At 64.4% G+C, this 16,129-nt stretch carries 21 protein-coding genes and 1 pseudogene; 11 read left to right on the top strand and 11 right to left on the bottom strand.

Translation table 11 applies throughout. From position 1 onward, the window contains the following. Positions 1-255: pseudogene (gene clpX / locus NZ849_RS02290) on the top strand (ATP-dependent Clp protease ATP-binding subunit ClpX); the annotation flags it as partial. Here the strand turns inward: clpX and NZ849_RS02285 are convergent. Next, on the bottom strand, positions 252-728 hold the full coding sequence (locus NZ849_RS02285) for an SRPBCC family protein (protein WP_295387022.1): 477 nt from the start codon (positions 726-728) through the stop codon (positions 252-254). The pseudogene clpX and the gene NZ849_RS02285 overlap by 4 nt on opposite strands. Positions 729-838: 110 nt before the next feature. Here NZ849_RS02285 and trmFO point away from each other — a divergent pair, with 110 nt between their 5' ends. Next, entirely contained in the window at positions 839-2,161 is a 1,323-nt protein-coding gene (gene trmFO, locus NZ849_RS02280; RefSeq protein WP_295387019.1) for a methylenetetrahydrofolate--tRNA-(uracil(54)-C(5))-methyltransferase (FADH(2)-oxidizing) TrmFO, read from the top strand. Here trmFO and NZ849_RS02275 read toward each other — a convergent pair. Then, positions 2,158-3,102: a nitrilase-related carbon-nitrogen hydrolase gene (locus NZ849_RS02275; RefSeq protein ID WP_295403547.1), complete on the bottom strand. Its 945-nt coding sequence runs from the start codon at positions 3,100-3,102 to the stop codon at positions 2,158-2,160. The genes trmFO and NZ849_RS02275 overlap by 4 nt on opposite strands. A 72-nt stretch (positions 3,103-3,174) precedes the next feature. Between NZ849_RS02275 and NZ849_RS02270 the strand changes: the two genes are divergently transcribed. Beyond that, positions 3,175-3,654 (top strand): TlpA disulfide reductase family protein, encoded by a 480-nt coding sequence (locus NZ849_RS02270; RefSeq protein ID WP_295387014.1) that lies wholly within the window; start codon positions 3,175-3,177, stop codon positions 3,652-3,654. Here the strand turns inward: NZ849_RS02270 and NZ849_RS02265 are convergent. The 3 genes from NZ849_RS02265 to NZ849_RS02255 all read right to left on the bottom strand — a co-directional run bounded on the left by NZ849_RS02265 (position 3,651) and on the right by NZ849_RS02255 (position 5,861). Next, the gene (locus NZ849_RS02265) at positions 3,651-4,022 is read right to left on the bottom strand and encodes a Fur family transcriptional regulator (RefSeq protein ID WP_295403545.1); all 372 of its coding nucleotides are present in this window, start codon (positions 4,020-4,022) and stop codon (positions 3,651-3,653) included. The two genes, NZ849_RS02270 and NZ849_RS02265, sit on opposite strands and share 4 nt — an antisense overlap. A 138-nt stretch (positions 4,023-4,160) precedes the next feature. After that, entirely contained in the window at positions 4,161-4,805 is a 645-nt protein-coding gene (locus NZ849_RS02260) for an ArsR family transcriptional regulator (RefSeq protein ID WP_295387009.1), read from the bottom strand. Between the two features lie 6 nt (positions 4,806-4,811). Beyond that, positions 4,812-5,861 carry an Mrp/NBP35 family ATP-binding protein gene (locus tag NZ849_RS02255; protein ID WP_295403542.1) on the bottom strand — a complete coding sequence of 350 codons (1,050 nt, stop codon included), beginning with the start codon at positions 5,859-5,861 and terminating at the stop codon, positions 4,812-4,814. A 190-nt stretch (positions 5,862-6,051) separates the two neighbouring features. Here NZ849_RS02255 and NZ849_RS02250 point away from each other — a divergent pair, with 190 nt between their 5' ends. Next, positions 6,052-6,711, top strand: coding sequence for a GGDEF domain-containing protein (locus NZ849_RS02250; RefSeq protein WP_295403537.1), 660 nt, complete (start codon positions 6,052-6,054; stop codon positions 6,709-6,711). A gap of 168 nt (positions 6,712-6,879) precedes the next feature. Here NZ849_RS02250 and NZ849_RS02245 read toward each other — a convergent pair whose 3' ends face one another. Beyond that, positions 6,880-7,209: a tRNA-binding protein gene (locus NZ849_RS02245; protein ID WP_295386995.1), complete on the bottom strand. Its 330-nt coding sequence runs from the start codon at positions 7,207-7,209 to the stop codon at positions 6,880-6,882. 59 nt (positions 7,210-7,268) lie between these two features. Here NZ849_RS02245 and NZ849_RS02240 point away from each other — a divergent pair, with 59 nt between their 5' ends. Together NZ849_RS02240 and NZ849_RS02235 are read left to right on the top strand one after the other, a co-directional pair. Further along, positions 7,269-7,568: a hypothetical protein gene (locus NZ849_RS02240; protein ID WP_295403535.1), complete on the top strand. Its 300-nt coding sequence runs from the start codon at positions 7,269-7,271 to the stop codon at positions 7,566-7,568. 84 nt (positions 7,569-7,652) lie between these two features. Beyond that, positions 7,653-8,090: a DUF420 domain-containing protein gene (locus tag NZ849_RS02235; RefSeq protein ID WP_295386989.1), complete on the top strand. Its 438-nt coding sequence runs from the start codon at positions 7,653-7,655 to the stop codon at positions 8,088-8,090. A 43-nt stretch (positions 8,091-8,133) separates the two neighbouring features. Here the strand turns inward: NZ849_RS02235 and NZ849_RS02230 are convergent, their stop codons facing one another. The 4 genes from NZ849_RS02230 to NZ849_RS02215 all read right to left on the bottom strand — a co-directional run bounded on the left by NZ849_RS02230 (position 8,134) and on the right by NZ849_RS02215 (position 11,557). Further along, positions 8,134-9,273, bottom strand: a complete 1,140-nt coding sequence (locus NZ849_RS02230; protein WP_295386986.1) for a citrate synthase/methylcitrate synthase — start codon at positions 9,271-9,273, stop codon at positions 8,134-8,136. 46 nt (positions 9,274-9,319) lie between these two features. Further along, positions 9,320-10,120, bottom strand: a complete 801-nt coding sequence (locus NZ849_RS02225; protein ID WP_295386983.1) for a molybdopterin-synthase adenylyltransferase MoeB — start codon at positions 10,118-10,120, stop codon at positions 9,320-9,322. 15 nt (positions 10,121-10,135) lie between these two features. Further along, positions 10,136-10,696 (bottom strand): 5-formyltetrahydrofolate cyclo-ligase, encoded by a 561-nt coding sequence (locus NZ849_RS02220; RefSeq protein ID WP_295386980.1) that lies wholly within the window; start codon positions 10,694-10,696, stop codon positions 10,136-10,138. 252 nt (positions 10,697-10,948) lie between these two features. Next, complete coding sequence (locus NZ849_RS02215; RefSeq protein ID WP_295386977.1) at positions 10,949-11,557, bottom strand: NAD(P)H-dependent oxidoreductase; 609 nt, start codon at positions 11,555-11,557, stop codon at positions 10,949-10,951. A 106-nt stretch (positions 11,558-11,663) separates the two neighbouring features. Here NZ849_RS02215 and miaB point away from each other — a divergent pair, with 106 nt between their 5' ends. The 5 genes from miaB (at position 11,664) to NZ849_RS02190 (ending at position 15,730) form a co-directional block, all read left to right on the top strand. Further along, positions 11,664-12,986, top strand: coding sequence for a tRNA (N6-isopentenyl adenosine(37)-C2)-methylthiotransferase MiaB (miaB, locus tag NZ849_RS02210; RefSeq protein ID WP_295403533.1), 1,323 nt, complete (start codon positions 11,664-11,666; stop codon positions 12,984-12,986). An 88-nt stretch (positions 12,987-13,074) separates the two neighbouring features. Further along, positions 13,075-13,965 carry an FAD-dependent oxidoreductase gene (locus NZ849_RS02205; RefSeq protein WP_295403529.1) on the top strand — a complete coding sequence of 297 codons (891 nt, stop codon included), beginning with the start codon at positions 13,075-13,077 and terminating at the stop codon, positions 13,963-13,965. Between the two features lie 10 nt (positions 13,966-13,975). Next, a complete protein-coding gene (locus tag NZ849_RS02200; protein WP_295386968.1) occupies positions 13,976-14,770 on the top strand; it encodes a thymidylate synthase in 795 nt (264 codons plus the stop codon). 88 nt (positions 14,771-14,858) lie between these two features. After that, the gene (locus NZ849_RS02195) at positions 14,859-15,344 is read left to right on the top strand and encodes a dihydrofolate reductase (RefSeq protein ID WP_295403526.1); all 486 of its coding nucleotides are present in this window, start codon (positions 14,859-14,861) and stop codon (positions 15,342-15,344) included. Further along, positions 15,341-15,730, top strand: coding sequence for a M67 family metallopeptidase (locus NZ849_RS02190; protein ID WP_295386962.1), 390 nt, complete (start codon positions 15,341-15,343; stop codon positions 15,728-15,730). The genes NZ849_RS02195 and NZ849_RS02190 overlap by 4 nt, the downstream gene beginning before the upstream one ends. Positions 15,731-15,733: 3 nt before the next feature. Here the strand turns inward: NZ849_RS02190 and NZ849_RS02185 are convergent, their stop codons facing one another. After that, positions 15,734-16,123, bottom strand: coding sequence for a VOC family protein (locus tag NZ849_RS02185; RefSeq protein WP_295386959.1), 390 nt, complete (start codon positions 16,121-16,123; stop codon positions 15,734-15,736). Positions 16,124-16,129: the final 6 nt, after the last annotated feature.

Here is a 16,129-nt window from a genome sequence, read left to right as displayed (position 1 = left end):
CGCCAGTACCAGGAGCTTCTGCGCATGGAAGGGGTGGAGCTGCACTTTACCCCAGCAGCCTTGCGGGAGATTGCCCGGCGCGCCCTGAAGCGTGGGACCGGGGCTAGGGGGCTCCGCTCCATCATTGAAAAAGCGATGGTGGACCTGATGTTTGAGCTACCCGGCTCAGGTGTGAAGGAGCTGGTCTTTGACCTGCCCCACCTGGACCGGCCCCTAGGGGCCCTGGAGGATGCCCGCTTGCGCCAGGCCTCCTAGGTCGCTTCCGCGGAGAGCTGCCGGCGATGGGTTTCCTCCAGGTGGACCTTGAGCTGCTCAAAGGTGACCTTTAGGAGCTTGTTGGGTTCCCCGAAGACCATCGCGTACAGGTCGGCAATCCTGTCCAGAACACGGCTATGGTAGTGGGGTTTGCCCTCTACCAAAACCTCCATGTGGGTAGAGCCATCGGGTAGCTCGCTGAGCCGGATGTGGCCGTGCAGCTCGAGGTTGTGGGCTTCCCCAGGGAGGCTAGCGAAGGCTAGGTACTCCGGGGGCCGCCGCACGGTGGCCTCGGCGGCCCAGACCAGCTCCACCGGAGGCTGGCCGTGGGCTACGAAGCGCCAGCCCTTCTCCAGCCGTTCCACCTTGCGGATGGCCTTGGCCCAGGAGGGCCAGCTTGAGAAGTCCTGGAAAGCGGCCCAGACCGCTTCTCGTGGGGCTTGGATGTTTAGCTCGAGCTCCTCCCTGAACATACGACCTCCCCGAGAACCCTCGGCGGTGCAAGGTGTGGCAATTTGACGGCACACCAAATTCTGCCATAGGGGTATAGGCTTTGGTTGGGGCCTGAATTACACTGGATGGGATGAGGATGGTGCACGTTATTGGGGCAGGTCTGGCTGGGTCTGAGGCAGCCTACACCGTAGCCCGGTTGGGGTTGGAGGTGCGGCTTTACGAGATGCGGCCCTTGCGGATGACCCCTGCTCATCGCACTGGGGGCTTCGCCGAGCTGGTCTGCTCCAACAGCCTGGGCGGAGAAGGGGAGACCAACGCCAAGGGGCTTTTGCAGGCCGAGATGCGCGCGGCGGGTTCCCTCATCCTGCGGGCTGCGGATCGGCACCGGGTGCCCGCGGGGGGGGCCTTGGCGGTGGAGCGGGAGGGATTCTCTGCCGAGGTGACCCGGGCGTTGGAGGGGCACCCTAGGGTGAGGGTGGTGCGCCAGGAGGTGGTTGCCCTGCCCGAGGAGGGGGTGGTGGTTCTGGCCACCGGTCCCCTCACCGCAGACGCGCTGGCCCAGCACCTGCAGGAGCTCTTGGGGGCCCACTTCTTGAGCTTTTATGATGCAGCTGCCCCGGTGGTCCTGGGAGAGAGCATAGACCACGGGGTGGTCTACCGGGCGGGCCGTTATGGGCAGAGCGCCGACTACCTGAACTGCCCGCTGACCGAGGAGGAGTACCGTCGTTTCTACGAGGTGCTCACCCAGGCCCGCCGGCACACCCCCCACGACTGGGAGCAGCTGGAGTTTTTCGAGGGTTGCATGCCCATAGAGGAGCTTGCCCGGCGGGGCTACGATACCCCCCGTTTTGGCCCCATGAAGCCAGTGGGGCTGCCCGACCCCCGCACCGGGAAGGAGCCCTACGCGGTGGTGCAGCTGCGGGCCGAGGACCCCCAGGGGCGGATGTGGAGCCTGGTGGGCTTCCAGACCGGTCTCAAGTGGGGGGACCAGAAGCTGGTGGTCCAGAGTATACCGGGGCTGGAGAGGGCCGAGATTGTGCGCTATGGGGTGATGCACCGCAACACCTATCTCTGCGCGCCACGCCTTGTGGAGCCTACCCTGCAGTTCCGACAGCACCCGCGCCTGCTGGTGGCTGGGGTGCTGGTGGGGGTGGAGGGGTATTTGGAGTCTGCCGCCACCGGCTTTCTAGCTGGTCTCAACGCTGCCCGGCTGGCCCTGGGCCTTCCCCCCACGGTGCCCCCGGAGGAGAGCATGCTGGGGGGGTTGGTGTCCTACCTGGCCCGTGCCAACCCCGAGAACTTCCAGCCCATGAACGCCAACTGGGGCCTGGTGCCCCCCTTGGAAGGGGCCAGGAAGGCTGAGCGGCGTGCTCGGATGTACCGGCGGGGTCTGGAGGGCTTCAAGGTTTGGTTGGAGGAAGCCCTGGCACCGTTTGCAGCCCTCGCGGGCTAGGGCTCCACTTCAACGGTAGCCCGCACCAAGGCCTCGCCTAAGGGGCTTTCGGCCAGGGCCAGCGGGCCGCCAGCCTGGTAGACTCCGCTCCTCCCTTCAAAGTGAAGCTCGTAGAGGTCGCCGTTGAGCATGGGGTTGAGTCCGTAGCGCAGGTTTTCCCGGTCCAGAAGCTTCCTTGCCAGGCCCTCTCGCAGCCAGACCTCCCCTTCTATCTGGCTGGGGTCGCCGCTCCAGGGGCCTTCCCAGCGGGCTGGGTTGGCTGAGGGTTGCACCACCAGCCAGGCCCCGGCTGCGTCGGCCTGCTCGATCAGGTCGTCGTGGAAGGCGTCCAGGCAGATGAGGACGGATATGCGACCTAGATGGGTTTCTAGGATCTGTCGCCCGGGAGGCCCCGGACTCAGGAAGGCCCTTCGTTCGTGGGGGGTGAGGCGCATTTTGGGAATTCTTCCCAGCAGGCGGCCCTTTGGGGAGAAGAAGAGGGAGAGGTTGTAGGCCTTGGGGCCTTGGGGATGAAGCCCCCGGGCCGGTTCAAAGTCCATCAAGGGGCTAAACAGGCTCCCCGCCACGATGTAGGCCTGGAAGGCTTGGGCTGCTTCGGCGAAGGCCTGCTGGTAAAGCGGCCAGACCTGAGGCGCCCGCAGGTGGTAAAAAACCGCTGGGCTCAGCACGCCGAGCCTCAGGGCGGCGGGCCAGCAGGCCCGCAACAGCCTGAGTGCGGCCTGGAGGGTGGTGGGGGCCTGCTGGGCTTCGAGCGGGGCTTCCAGCCAGAACAGAAGCGGCAAGCCGAAGGCTTCAGGGAAGGCTACCAGGCGGGGCTCCCCCTCAGGGAGGCCTTGGGTGGCCCGCCGGGTGAGCTCCAGGACGTACCTCCGGAAGGCCTCGGGCTGGGCGTAGGGTTCCCGTTGCAGGGTTGTCTGCACCGCCACCAGGTGTACCCGCATACCCCTACCATACCCCAAGGGTGAGCGGTATCCCGGTATCTCCTTATGGGCGTCGTCTAGACTGGTTGTGAGATGCGGCACTGGGTATGGTGGGCTGTTTTCTTGGGGCTCCTGGTCCCGCTGGCCTTTCTGCGCCCAGAGGGTCGCTCCCAGGAAGTCCTGCCTTCTGGCTGGGCTCAAAACCGAGAGGGAGAAAAGGTTGAGCTGAGGGCGTTTTTGGGTAAGCCGGTGGTGCTCAACGCCTGGGCCACCTGGTGCCCGCCGTGCCGGCGGGAGATGCCTTTGCTGCTTGGAGCCGCCAAGGCCCACCCGCAGCTCAACTTCGTCTTCCTAAACGTCAGCGATGGCTTGGTGGCGGTGGAGGCCTTTGAGGCCGAGCTGGGGCTTCGGATCCCCAACCTGCTCTTGGATCCCGAGGCCCTTTTGAGCGAACCCCTGCGCTTGCAAGGCCTACCCGTGACGCTTTTCTACGATGCGCAGGGCCGCTTGGTGAGGCGCCACATAGGTGAGGTGAGGGAGGAGGAGCTGGCCTTGCTACTCCAGGGATTCTAGACGCCGCACTCCGTACAGCGGCCGTAGAGCACAATTTCGTGCCGCTCAGCCTGGAAGCCTTGGGGGAGCATAAAGGAAAAGTCGCCGGGGCAGCCCTCCAGCTCAAACACCTTGCCGCAGTGGGTGCAGTGGAAGTGGTGGTGGTGTCTTTTCCCAGATAGCTCGTAGCGCGGGGCCTGTCCGGGTAGCTCAACTGCCACGGCGCTGCCTTCCTCTACCAGCCCTTTGAGTGTGCGGTAAACCGTGGCAATGCCTAGGCTGGGTACCTTGCGGCGGGCCGCCTCGAGGACCTCGGCCGGGGAGAGGGGCCGGTCCAGCTCAGCCATCACCTCGCGGATGGCCTGCCGCTGCCGGGTAAAGCGTTCCATGCCTTCAGGATAGCAGAGCCAGACTTGACAAGCGATACTGATTTCTCAGTATACTCATCGAGCCTTGGTTGAGGCCGCTGGGGCCCGCATTCTGCGGAACCTTTTTGGCGGGCAGGTAGCCGCCCATACCGCTGAAACTCAACGGGAAGGCTCCCTGTCAGGTTTTTTGGTAGCTTCTTGGAGTGCGATACGGTAGCGGCAGCATCTGCCCCCAGCGGCGATGCGTTCTTCCCGGAGGATAGGGGTACCCAGCAGCTTTTGGTACAGGTGCAACTCCGCTTCGCAAAGTTCGGCGTGTTCCAAGGAGAGGGCCAGCTTGGGGCAACGGCCCTGCTCTAGGTACCAGACCCCGTTCTCCTGGTAGAAGTGGGCCTGGTAGCCCTGTCCGGTGAGAAACTCGGCCAGGCGGTAGATTTTCTGCTCCAGGCTCAGGCCCTCCAGGTGCGGGGCTAGTTCCTGGAGGAGCTTTTCGTTGCGCTGGGATAAGACCTCCAGCACCACGCCAGCCCCGAGGAGCTCTTTCAAATGGGTGAGCACATCGGCGCACATGCGGGCGTAAGGGGCCTGTTCGTCCACCGCCTCGTAGACTTGCCTGGGGCGCCCTCGGCCCTCGGGTTTTTCGATCCGCGCCCGCACCAGCCCTTCCCGCTCGAGGTCTTCCAGGTGCCGATGCACCGCTACCCGGGAGATGCCCAGCGACTCCGCCAGCGAACCTGCGCAGCTCGAGCGGGTCCGTAGGGTCTCGAGGATGCGGAGCTTGGTTTCGCCAAGACCAAAGGCCATACGCTCCTAGGCCATGGGCAAGAGTAGCTGGGTCTTCACCGAGAGGCGCCCGGCCAGGTTGCGGGCTACCTGGCGGAAGGCCTCGGCCTCGGCGGAGCTGGGGTGGCCTGCCACCACGGGAATTCCACCATCCCCTGCCTCCCGCACCGAGAGGGCCAGCGGTATCTCCCCCAGAAAAGCGGTCCTGTGCCGCTCAGCCATCCGCCGTCCCCCGCCCTGCCCGAAGATGTAAGTTCTCTGGCCGTTCTGCTCGAAAAAGGACATGTTCTCCACAATCCCCAGCACCTCTACCTGGGTCCGGCGGAACATGTCCAAGGCGCGCTCAGCGTCTATGCAGGCCACCTCCTGGGGAGTGGTGACGATGACCCCTCCTGAAAGCTGGGTAAGCTGGGACAAGGAGAGCTGCACATCCCCGGTGCCGGGGGGCAGGTCAACCACCAGGTAGTCCAGCTCCCCCCAGGCCACCTCCTGCAAAAACTGGCGGACGGCCCCGTGCAGGATGGGCCCCCGCCAGACCATGGCCTGTCCCGCAGGGACAATGTTGGCCATGCTGATGAGCTTTACGCCGTGGCGCTCGAGGGGGACCATCCGCTTTTGCTCGTCCACCCTCAGTTTCTCGCCCTGGACGCCAAACATCTGGGCCTGACTGGGACCGTAGATGTCGGCGTCAAGGAGGCCCACCCGGGCCCCTTCCTGGGCTAGGGCCACCGCCAGGTTGGCCGCCACCGTGCTCTTGCCCACTCCACCTTTCCCTGAGGCCACCGCCACGATGTGCTTGATGCCAGGTAAGGGCGGGTTTTGCGGTCCGCGCACCTGGGCGCCAAAGTGCACCTCAACCTCAGCAGCGCCAAGGGGCTCCAGGGCGGAGCGCACGTCCTCAGCGATACGTTCCTTGAGGGGGCAGGCGGGGGTGGTCAGGTTGATGCGGACCGCTACCCGGTCGCCTCGCACACTCACCTGCTCCACCATGCCCAGCGAGACCAGGTCTTTGTGCAACTCGGGGTCTTGAACGGTCTTGAGGGCCTCCAGCACCAAGGCCTCGGTAAGCGAACTCATCCCTCTTTCAGGTTACCCCCCAAAGAGCTTTCCCGAAGGAGGCTGGGCTCACATTGGTAGAAAGCCCACGTTTGGCCTTGTCAATCCACTGAACGGTGGAGTCCCCCTAGCCCTTGGTGGGGTTTTTCTGCCTTTTAGGTTATGTTCATACAGCACAACTCCCGGCGGGCTGGTCTTCTATGCTTTGGCTATGTCGGCGGAAACTCTGCGGGACGAGGACCTGAGGCTGATGGAGCTCCTGAGGCACATGAGGGAGGAGCTCGAGCGGCCCATCCCCCACCTGGAAGCCCTGCGGTTGGACTTGGAGAGGGCCTTGGAGCTGCTCCAGGTCCGCAATGAGGCCCTTTTGCGGGCTCGCGGCACCTTGGTGCAGGCAGACCCTCTCACCGGGCTTTTGAGCAAGGAGGCCTTTGGGGAAGCTCTGGCCCAGGTCCATCAGAGCGGCGAGGTGTTCAGCCTGGTCTGGGTTGGGCTGGACGGGCTTTCACAAGTGACCCGGCGCTTGGACCCCGGGGTCGTCGAGGAGGCCTTGCGGCGGGTGGGGCAGCTTGTGCGCAGGGCTTTGCGGGTTTCAGACATCGCAGGCCGGGTAGGGGAGGTTGAGCTGGCGCTGATTTTGCGGGGTATTAGCGGCGACCGTGCTTTTGGGGTGTGCGAGCGGCTCCGGGTAGCAGTGCTCAAGTACCCCTGGCAGACCCTGCACCCCGAGCTCCAGCTGACCCTGAGCCTGGGTTTTGCCAGCCGCGGGGATGAGCCCTCGCCTGAGGCGGTGGCTGAGCGGGCCCGGCGCTTTTTGGCGGAGGCGGTTGATTCGGGGGGCAACCAGACTTTTCCTGGGCTTTACTACTGAGGAGGGGCCGTGCAAAACCGCGTGCCTGGGTTTTTCAAGGGCAAGGGGGCTTTTTCCCTTCGGTACCGCTTGGCACTTCTTGCGGCGCTTTTCTTCCTGGGCTGGCTGGTGGTGGAGGTTGCTGTGGGGTCCTGATGCTTTGCCCAGGATAGGGGTTCCTGAAGGTTCCTAGAAAACCCGGCCCCCGAGCGGCACTTCCCGCTCGGCCGAGAGGAGCACCACCCGCCCAGCCTCGTCGGGCAGGCCCAGTACCAGCACCTCAGAGCGGAAGCCGGCGATGTTGCGTTCCCCCAGGTTGGTGGCACAGATGACCAGCCGGCCCACCAGGTCCTGGGGGGTGTAGAGATCGGTGATTTGAGCGCTGCTCTGCTTCACGCCTAGGGGGCCGAGGTCTATCCAAAGGCAGTAGGAAGGCTTGCGGGCTTTTGGGTGGGGTTCGGCCTTTTGGATGCGGCCAACGCGCAGCTCGAGCATCTGGAAGGCCTCGTAGGGCGTCATGAGGAGAGTCTTCTCCCTTTGTCCGCTTTCCGTCAATCCCCCGTTGTATACTTTGCGTTGTGCAGCGCTTGCTCGACCAAGCGGCCCTCCTGATTCGCAAGGCGCGTGAGCTGCCCCTGCAGGAGGCGGTGGTCTCACTCAAGGAGGCGGTGGATCTGCTGGAAATGGTGCGCCCCTCCAAGGAGCGCGACGGGATGATGGCCCTGGCCTACCTGCGCCTAGCCCAGCTCGAGGGCCAGCGGGGCCGCCGGCAGGAGGCCGAGCGGGCCTTTATCCTGGGCTACAGCTACGCCCGTACCTCTAGGGAGGAACGGGTACGCCGCTTGGCCGAGCGGCTGGGCCAGAGTTTGCAGGTGTGACCCCGGGATAAATGTCCTGGGGAGGGGTTGTGTATTTTTGGGGCTGCCGCGGGACACCGCGGCAACGGGGAGGAAGCGCACAAGATGGGAGAGTTGCTCGGAGATATCGCAGCCACCTTCATTGGCCTTTCGGGGTTGGCGGTGGTTGTGGGGGTCATCCTCATCCGCCGCGGCAACCGGGTCTGGCACCCCCGGGTCATGCTGGTAGCTACCGTGCTGGCGGCGCTCTTTCTGGTCTTCTATCTACTCAAGTGGGGCCTGTACGGCACCACCCGCTACGCAGGGCCGGAGGAGTGGCGCGCGGCTTACTACGCTTTGCTCATCAGCCACACCGTGCTGGCCGCGCTCAATGGCCCCCTGGTGCTTTGGCTTCTCTACAACGCCTTCAAGGGTCGTTTTGCCGTGCACAGGGCCTGGGCTCGCTGGACGGTGCCGGTTTGGCTGTACGTGGCGGTAACGGGGTGGGTAATTGATCTGGTGCTGAAGCGCTTTGGGGAGGCAGCGGGAGGCATTGGTTTTTAGAAAAACCCGCCCCACTGGGGGCGGGCACGGATTCTGGCCGGGCCTAACGCTTGGACAGGGGTATGTAGGGCAGGTCGAGCTTCCCGGTGTAGTGGGAGTCGGGCCGCAACAGGCGGTTGTCGGTCTTGCTGTACTCCAGAATGTGAGCGCACCAGCCGGAGATGCGGGCTACAGCGAAAATGGGGGTGAAGAACTCTAGGGAGTACCCCAGGTCTGAGTAGACCACCCCGGAGTAGAAGTCCACGTTGGGGTAGATGCCTTTGGGGTTGTAGATGGCCCCAGCCTGCCGCTCGAGCTCCTTTAGGATAGCGTACTCCTTGCTGTGCCCGTGTTTGGCCGCCACCAAGGCGGCGTACTTGTCCAGTACCCCAGCCCGGGGGTCGTAGGACTTGTAGACCCGGTGGCCCATTCCCATAACCCGGCCCTTTCTAGCCTGCAACTCAGCCAGCCAGCTCGAGACATTTTCAGGGGCCCCGATTTCGGCGATCATCTTCATCACCGCCTCGTTGGCCCCGCCGTGGCGCGGCCCCTTGAGAGCCCCTACCGCAGCCACGATGGAGCTGTAGATGTCGGCCTGGGTAGAGAAGGTGGCAATGGCGGTGAAGGTGGAGGCGTTGAAGCCGTGCTCAGCCTGGAGAATCAGGGCCACGTCCATTAGCTTGGTCTCCTCCTTGCTGGGGACCCGGCCGTTGGACATGTAGAGGAAGTTGGCCGCGTGGGAGAGGCCCTTGCGCGGCGCTAGTATCCTCTGACCCTCGCGGTGCCGCTTGGTGGCAGCCACGATGGTGGCGAACTTGGCGATGAGCGAAAGCGACTTCTCGTAGAGAGCCTCGGGTGAGACATCGGCCTCGGTCTCGTCCGCCATTCCCAGCTCGCTCACCGCGGTCCGCAGCATGGACATCGGGTGAGCATTCCTGGGGAACTGCTTGATCTGCTTGATCACCGAGGGCGGCAGGGCCCGCAGGGAGGCCAGCTTGGTGCTAAAGGTCTTCAGCTCGGTTTTGCTGGGTAGTCGCCCGTGCAGCAGTAGGTAGGTGACCTCCTCAAAGGTGGAGTGCTCGGCCAGGTCCTGAATTTTGTAGCCCGCGTAGTAGAGCCTCCCCTGCTCTCCGTCGATGAAGCAAAGGCTGCTTTCGGTAAAGATGACGTCCTCCAGTCCCCTCGCAATGGTTGCTGTTGCCATAAATTCCCCTTCCTACACCCTGAGACGGTGTAGTCTAATGCGATTTTTACACCGAAACCCCGCAGAGAAGCTCGTAGTCTTGCAGTGTAGTTACACTCGGGTTTTCGCCGCATACTGGGCAGTCGGCCCTGCGAGCCAACCGCAGGACGCGAAACCGGGGTTCTAGGGCTTCGTAGAGCAGCAACCTCCCTGAAAGGGGGGTGCCCAGGCCTATCAGTACCTTGATGGCCTCGGCGGCCATCAGGCTCCCAATCACCCCGGGCAACACCCCGAAGACCCCTGCTTCGGCGCAGGAGGGTACGGCACCGGGTGGGGGAGGGCTGGGGAATAAGCATCGGTAGCAGGGGCCGCCCTGGTGGTGGAAAACCGAGAGCTGCCCTTCAAACTGGTGGATGGCCCCGTACACCAGGGGCTTGTCTAGGAGCACGCAGGCATCGTTGACCAGGTAGCGGGTGGGGAAGTTGTCGCTGCAATCGATGACCAGGTGGTAGGGCTCGAGGATTTCCAGCGCATTCGCCGCGCTCAGCTTGGTTGGGTAGACCTCCACCCTTACGTGGGGGTTCAAACCCTGCAGGCGGGCTTTGGCTACCTCGGCCTTCGGTTCACCGATAGAGGGGGTGTCAAACAAGACCTGGCGCTGCAGGTTGGTGAGATCGACCCGGTCCATCTCCACAATTCCCAGCCGGCCTACCCCGGCGGCGGCCAGGTATAGCAGCACGGGGGCCCCCAGCCCTCCGGCTCCCACCACCAGCACCCTACTCTCCTTTAGCCGGGCCTGGCCTGCTCCCCCGACCCCAGGGAGCACGATGTGGCGTGCGTAGCGGTCAAGCTCCTCCTTGGTCCACATAGCCACAAGCCTACTTCAGATGCCGATAACCTGGTGTGGGGTGGCGATCAGGTCCACCCTGCGTTCGGCGTCGCAGGGCAGGGCCTCAAAGACCATCAGGGTGTGGGCCAAGGTGGCCCATGGGGCAGCAATCCGAAGGTTCTTCGGCGGAAAGCCGTAGCCCTTGCCCAGCCAACCCTGTTTTTCGTCCACCGCTACCGAGCCCACCAGCACCAGGTCAATGGGGAGGTGGTCCAGGTCCACAGGCCGGCCGAGCCAGGCGGCCTCCCGGATACGCTTTAGCTGCTGGGGTTGCAGGCCCTCTAGGCTTAGGTACTGGCCGGCTCTGTCTGGGTGGGGGATGAGCACGGTTTTGCCGGACTTCATGGCCGCTTCCCGCAGGGGCTTGAGCACCTGGTCGGGTCCTGCCAGCACCACCTGGGCCCTTTGCCAAAGGGACAGGCGCATCAGCCGTTCAGCGGCTCGGCTGGCCCCGACGAAGTTAGGGTGGTGGCCGTGGGGGGGAAGGGGGTAGGTGGCCGCGTGGTGTCGGGCCAGCGCCGTCCAGACCATCTCGCGTACCTCACCCTGGGTCATGTCGTTCGGGCCTCCTCCGGCTTAATTGTGGGTTACGGGGCTTCTGGGCAGAAGACGAAGGAGACTTGGTGCGAAAGGGAGGGATGGTTGCCTACCAAGGAGTCCAGTGTCCCCGTGGTTCGTTGCAACACCGACCCTTCCCGCGGCGCGCGCAGAGCCGCTGTCCAACCGGGGATGCCCGTCTTGAGGGCCTTTGGGTTCGGCCCAGGCCGAGCGAGGCCAGACCGCCCAGCGAAGTACGGCGTTGCATAGCTACAGGCTATCGTGACTGAAGCGCAGGGGTTTTAGTTCAGGTAGCCCTTGCAGGTAAACCCGGAAGGCCTCGAGGGTTGCCCTGCGCTCAGCCTCGCTCATCTCAGCGGGTCCGTAGGCGATGAACGGGGGTAGCACCTCCATCCCGCAGTAGGCGAAGATGCCGTAGTGGATGGGTTCCAGCACCCGCATGAGGTTTCGCTCGGGGGCTTCTTGGTAGTAGGCCGCGCGGGTCCCGGTGGTAAGGCAGAGCAGGGCTTTTTTCCCCTTGAGCAGCCCATTTTCAAAGGAGTGCTCCTCGTCGTGGGCGAAACCGTAGGCGAAAACCCGGTCAATCCAGCCCTTCATGATGGCTGGCATCCCGTACCACCACATGGGAAACAGGAACAGGAGCAGATCGACCCGCCGTACCTTTTCCATCTCTCCCTCCACCTCCTGCGGTTCTCCCATGAGCTCCTCGAGGGAGAGCACCGGGTTGAAGCGCATGGCGTAGAGGTCAGAGAGGAGGAGGCTGTGCCCGGCCTGGCCCAGGGTGCGTATGGCTGTGTCCCGCAGGGCAGCGTTGAAGGAACGGGGGTTGGGGTGGGCGTGTACCAGCAGCACGTTCATGCCCTACAAGGCTAAAGCTCGGGCCAAGCGGGCGCAACATGACGGCATCTGCTACACTGGGTTCTTGTGCGGTCCCGGAATCCCTCCGGTCGGCCCAGAGGTTGGCATGAAAACCCACATCATCACCTACGGCTGCCAGATGAACGAGTACGACACCCACCTCGTGAAAAGCGAGCTGGTGTCGTTGGGCGCGGAATTTGTAGACACCTGGCAGGAAGCCGATTTTGTGCTGGTCAACACCTGCGCGGTGCGGGGTAAGCCCGTCGAGAAGGTGCGCTCGCTTCTGGGCGAGCTGCGCAAGGCCAAGGAACAGCGGCCCTTGTTGGTGGGCATGATGGGCTGCCTGGCCCAGCTCGAGGAGGGCCAGCAGATGGCCCGCAAGTTCGGGGTGGACATCCTGCTGGGACCTGGTGCCCTTACCGAGATTGGCAAGGCTTTAGAGGCCAAGAGCCGCTTTTGGGACCTCTCTTTTCGCGAGGAGCTCACCCACCACCTGCCCCCCCCGCCCAAAGGGGCCCTATCGGCCTACGTGAGCATCATCCGGGGTTGCAACCACCACTGCACCTACTGCATCGTGCCCACCACCCGGGGCCCCGAGGTGAGCCGCCACCCCGACCTGATTCTGCGGGAGATTGAGCAGCTCAAAGCGGCTGGGGTGGTGGAGGTCACCCTCCTAGGCCAGAACGTGAACTCCTACGGCAAGGATCAGCCCGGCTTTCCGAGCTTTGCCGAGCTTTTGCGGATGGTGGGCCAGATGGGCCTTCCCCGCATCAAGTTCACCACCTCCCACCCGGTCAACTTTACCGACGACGTAATCGCCGCCATCGCCGAGACCCCGGCGGTCTGCCGCTACATCCACCTGCCGGTGCAGTCGGGCTCCAACCGGGTGCTGCGCCGAATGGGCCGGGAGTATAGGCGCGAGTGGTACTTAGACCGCATCCGGGCCATCCGCGAGGCCCTGCCCGAGGTGGTCCTCTCCACCGACATCATCGTGGGCTTCCCCGGCGAGACCGAGGAGGACTTCCAGGAGACCCTCTCCCTCTACGACCAGGTGGGCTACGACCAGGCCTACATGTTCATCTACTCCCCCCGCCCCGGCACCCCCAGCTACAAGCACTTCCCCGACATGCCCCGCGAGGTGAAGGTGGAGCGGCTCCAGCGCCTGATTGAGAAGCAAAAGGAGTGGAGCTACCGCCAGAATCAGCGCTGGGTGGGCCGGACTGTGGAGGTGCTGGTGCGCGGCGCGGCCAAGGACGAAAGCTACGTGGAAGGCCACACCCGGGGCAACCACCCCACCCTGATTCCAGCGGCCCAGGCGCCCCGTCCGGGGCTGTATCAGGTGGTGGTCAAGCAGGCCACCCCGCACATGCTGTTTGGGGAGGTGGTGGGGGCCGAGGCGCCGGCTACTCTTCCGCTAATGATGGCTTAGGTGGTTCCTGACGTTTCCACCGGAGGGTGCCCATGGACCTGAATTTGGATATGCTCAGTGCGCCGCGAAGACCGCATGAGCATTGAGCATGATTGAAATAGCCGTCGTGGGTGCGGGGGTCGCTGGGCTGTGTGCGGCCCGGATGCTTCATGAATCTGGCAAAGAGGTGCTGGTTGTGGCCCGCGAGCTGGGCGAGGCCAGCCGGGTGCCGGATGCGCTTTTGAACCCGGTGCGGGGTAAGCGTGGGGTGGTGGCCCCCGAGGCCGAGGAGGCGCTGGCGGCGCTGTGGGACTTCTACCCCCGCTTTGTTCCGCTGCAGCGGGGCCTCCTCAGGCCCGTTCCCGAGGCCAGTCGGGCAGCCTGGAAGGCCCGCCTCGAGGGCCGCCGGATTCCCCATGTGTGGCTGGATGAGGGCCTCTACCTGGAAAACGCGGGCTGGCTCGAGACCGCCCCCCTCCTGCACCGCCTGGCCCAGGGCCTGAACATCTGGTATGCCGAGGTGGAGCGGCTCGAGGGGAGCACCCTTCACCTTCGCACCCCCGAGCCCCGCACCCTGCGGGCGGGTTTGGTGGTGTACGCAGGAGGGGCAAGCGGGGCGCACCTCCTGGGCCTGGGGGGGCGCTTCACCCCGGGCTCGGTGCTTCTGACCCAGGAATACTTCCAGCAGGCCCGCTCGTATGGGGTGTACGTGGCCGGGCACAGCCTGGGGGGCAGTTACCTGCCCCACCGCAACAGCTACGCGCCGCACCAGACCGAGCCCCACGAGGTCGGGTGGCTGATGGCGGAGGCCGAAAGGCTGCTCGGCTACCGGCCCGAGACCCGCGGGAGCTGGGCCGGGGTGCGCTACCGGCTGGACCAGAACTACCTGAAGCCCATTCCCGGCGGGTATGCCCTCACCGGCTTTGGCTCGGCAGCCTACTTTTATGCCCCCCTGTACGCCCTGCGCCTTCTAAGGCTTCTTTCCCGGAAATCCTGCTAGACTGACGGCGATGCAGCAGTATCACGACCTGATGCGCTATGTGCTGGAGCACGGGGTGGACAGGCCCGACCGCACCGGGGTGGGTACCCGCTCCGTTTTTGGCTACCAGATGCGCTTCGACCTCTCAGAAGGCTTTCCGCTGGTGACCACCAAAAAGGTGCACTGGAAAAGCGTGGTCTACGAGCTTTTGTGGTTTTTACGCGGCGAGACCAACATCCGTTTTCTGCGCGAAAATGGGGTGACCATATGGGATGAGTGGGCCGATGAAGCGGGCGAGCTGGGGCCGATTTACGGCAAGCAGTGGCGGAGCTGGGAAGGGGCGAACGGCCAGACCATTGACCAGATGGCCTGGGTGGTGGAGGAGATCAAGCGCAACCCCGACTCGCGCCGCCTTGTGGTGAGTGCCTGGAACGTGGCCGACCTGCCCCGGATGGCCCTGGCCCCCTGCCACGTGCTCTTCCAGTTCTATGTGGCCAGAGGCAGGCTTTCCTGCCAGCTCTACCAGCGCAGCGCCGACATCTTTTTGGGCCTTCCCTTCAACATTGCCTCCTACTCCCTGCTCACCCTGATGGTGGCCCAGGTGACGGGGCTGAAGCCCGGGGAGTTCATCCACACCATAGGCGACGCCCACCTCTACCGCTTCCACTTCGACCAAGCCCGCCTGCAGCTCTCCCGCGAGCCGCGGCCCCTGCCCACCGTGCGGCTCAACCCCGAGGTGCGGAACCTATTTGAGTTCACCTACGAGGACATTACCCTGGAGGGTTACCACCCTCACCCGGCCATCCCCGCCCCGGTGGCGGTCTAGGCACCTCCGCTGTATAGGGTTGTTCTTCAAGGCACAGATTCGCGCCTTCCACAGGCTCCAGATGGGGAAAGGCAAGCGCGGGGTATCTATGAGAAAGATTGCGCTCATCGCCGCTTTGGACAAGAACCGTGCCATTGGTCGCCAGGGGGCTCTGCCTTGGCACCTGCCCGACGACCTCAAGCGCTTTCGCGCCCTAACCATGGGGAAGACCATCCTGATGGGCCGCAAGACCTTCGACAGCATTGGGCGCCCGCTGCCCCGGCGGAGGAACCTAGTCCTCACGCGGCAGCGAGGGCTTAGCCTCGAGGGGGCAGAGGTGGTGGGCTCCCTCGAGGAGGCCCTGAGCCAGGATGAGGAACTTTGGGTGATTGGTGGGGGAGAGGTGTACGCCCTGACCCTGCCCCTGGCGACCCACCTCTACCTAACCCAGGTGGACGCCCAGGTGGACGGGGCCGATGCCTTTTTCCCGGAGTGGGGGCCCGACGGCTGGAGCCTTGTTTACCGCGAGTACCATTCAGCCGATGAGCGCCACGCTTTTGCCTTTGAGTACCTGGATTTTGTTCGCCGAGGATGAAGGTTTTGCGGCTTTCAAAGGACTGCCTCGAGCAGACCCTGGCCCATCTCCGAGGGGCCTATCCCGAGGAGGGGGTGGGGCTTTGGCTGGGTCGAGCAGGCCGGGTGGAGAGGGTTTTGCCTCTCAAGAACATCCATCCTACCCCTTGGTTGCGCTACCGTGCGGAGCCGCAGGCGGTCCTGCGCGCCCTGCAGGGGGCCGAGGCGGAGGGGATGGAGCTACTAGCCATCTACCACTCCCACCCCCAGGGGCCGGCCGAGCCCAGCAGCACCGATGTGGCCGAGGCCTACTGGCGGGTGCCCTACGTCATTTTTGATCTGAAGAGGGGGATTTACCGAGCCTACCGGCTGCCAGAGGGGGAAGAGGTAGGGCTGGAGCTGCTCTAAGGCCTAGGGAAGGCCCCAGATGGCGGCGGGTGCTAGCTCCACCAGATTGCCCGCAGGGTCCCGCACATAGAGGCTCCGCCCTGCCCTCCAGCCGGCCCAGGTTACGGGATACCCCCAGGACTCCAGCCGCACCGCCCAGGCTTCCAGGTCTTGGGCTGGAACACGGAAACAGACGTGCACCGGGCCTTGGGCCCCGTGGGCTGGGAGGGTAGTTTCCCGAAGGGTGGTCTCGGGGTTGAAGACCAAAAACATTCCCTCTCCAGCCCGGAAAAAGAGGTGTCGTCCGGCCTGCTCGGCAACGAGCTCCAGGCCCAGCACCTCCTGGTAGAAACGCCGGGCAGCCTCCAGGTCGGCGGCGTAGAGGCAGGTTTCAAGCACCCCATCCAGCCGCATGCCCCC

The organism is Meiothermus sp. (genome assembly GCF_025060375.1).
Taxonomy (GTDB): Bacteria; Deinococcota; Deinococci; order Deinococcales; family Thermaceae; genus Meiothermus.
The sequence above is the reverse complement of the archived record's forward strand: the minus strand, read 5'-3'. Positions and strand labels throughout refer to the sequence as shown.

What these genes read in the sequence shown, in the direction of transcription:
- NZ849_RS02285 (WP_295387022.1), bottom strand. Translation starts at nt 728, where the DNA reads ATGTTCAGGGAGGAGCTCGAGCTAAACATCCAAGCCCCACGAGAAGCG.
- trmFO (WP_295387019.1), top strand. Translation starts at nt 839, where the DNA reads ATGAGGATGGTGCACGTTATTGGGGCAGGTCTGGCTGGGTCTGAGGCA.
- NZ849_RS02275 (WP_295403547.1), bottom strand. Translation starts at nt 3,102, where the DNA reads ATGCGGGTACACCTGGTGGCGGTGCAGACAACCCTGCAACGGGAACCC.
- NZ849_RS02270 (WP_295387014.1), top strand. Translation starts at nt 3,175, where the DNA reads ATGCGGCACTGGGTATGGTGGGCTGTTTTCTTGGGGCTCCTGGTCCCG.
- NZ849_RS02265 (WP_295403545.1), bottom strand. Translation starts at nt 4,022, where the DNA reads ATGGAACGCTTTACCCGGCAGCGGCAGGCCATCCGCGAGGTGATGGCT.
- NZ849_RS02260 (WP_295387009.1), bottom strand. Translation starts at nt 4,805, where the DNA reads ATGGCCTTTGGTCTTGGCGAAACCAAGCTCCGCATCCTCGAGACCCTA.
- NZ849_RS02255 (WP_295403542.1), bottom strand. Translation starts at nt 5,861, where the DNA reads ATGAGTTCGCTTACCGAGGCCTTGGTGCTGGAGGCCCTCAAGACCGTT.
- NZ849_RS02250 (WP_295403537.1), top strand. Translation starts at nt 6,052, where the DNA reads ATGTCGGCGGAAACTCTGCGGGACGAGGACCTGAGGCTGATGGAGCTC.
- NZ849_RS02245 (WP_295386995.1), bottom strand. Translation starts at nt 7,209, where the DNA reads ATGACGCCCTACGAGGCCTTCCAGATGCTCGAGCTGCGCGTTGGCCGC.
- NZ849_RS02235 (WP_295386989.1), top strand. Translation starts at nt 7,653, where the DNA reads ATGGGAGAGTTGCTCGGAGATATCGCAGCCACCTTCATTGGCCTTTCG.
- NZ849_RS02230 (WP_295386986.1), bottom strand. Translation starts at nt 9,273, where the DNA reads ATGGCAACAGCAACCATTGCGAGGGGACTGGAGGACGTCATCTTTACC.
- NZ849_RS02225 (WP_295386983.1), bottom strand. Translation starts at nt 10,120, where the DNA reads ATGTGGACCAAGGAGGAGCTTGACCGCTACGCACGCCACATCGTGCTC.
- NZ849_RS02220 (WP_295386980.1), bottom strand. Translation starts at nt 10,696, where the DNA reads ATGACCCAGGGTGAGGTACGCGAGATGGTCTGGACGGCGCTGGCCCGA.
- NZ849_RS02215 (WP_295386977.1), bottom strand. Translation starts at nt 11,557, where the DNA reads ATGAACGTGCTGCTGGTACACGCCCACCCCAACCCCCGTTCCTTCAAC.
- miaB (WP_295403533.1), top strand. Translation starts at nt 11,664, where the DNA reads ATGAAAACCCACATCATCACCTACGGCTGCCAGATGAACGAGTACGAC.
- NZ849_RS02205 (WP_295403529.1), top strand. Translation starts at nt 13,075, where the DNA reads ATGATTGAAATAGCCGTCGTGGGTGCGGGGGTCGCTGGGCTGTGTGCG.
- NZ849_RS02200 (WP_295386968.1), top strand. Translation starts at nt 13,976, where the DNA reads ATGCAGCAGTATCACGACCTGATGCGCTATGTGCTGGAGCACGGGGTG.
- NZ849_RS02195 (WP_295403526.1), top strand. Translation starts at nt 14,859, where the DNA reads ATGAGAAAGATTGCGCTCATCGCCGCTTTGGACAAGAACCGTGCCATT.
- NZ849_RS02190 (WP_295386962.1), top strand. Translation starts at nt 15,341, where the DNA reads ATGAAGGTTTTGCGGCTTTCAAAGGACTGCCTCGAGCAGACCCTGGCC.
- NZ849_RS02185 (WP_295386959.1), bottom strand. Translation starts at nt 16,123, where the DNA reads ATGCGGCTGGATGGGGTGCTTGAAACCTGCCTCTACGCCGCCGACCTG.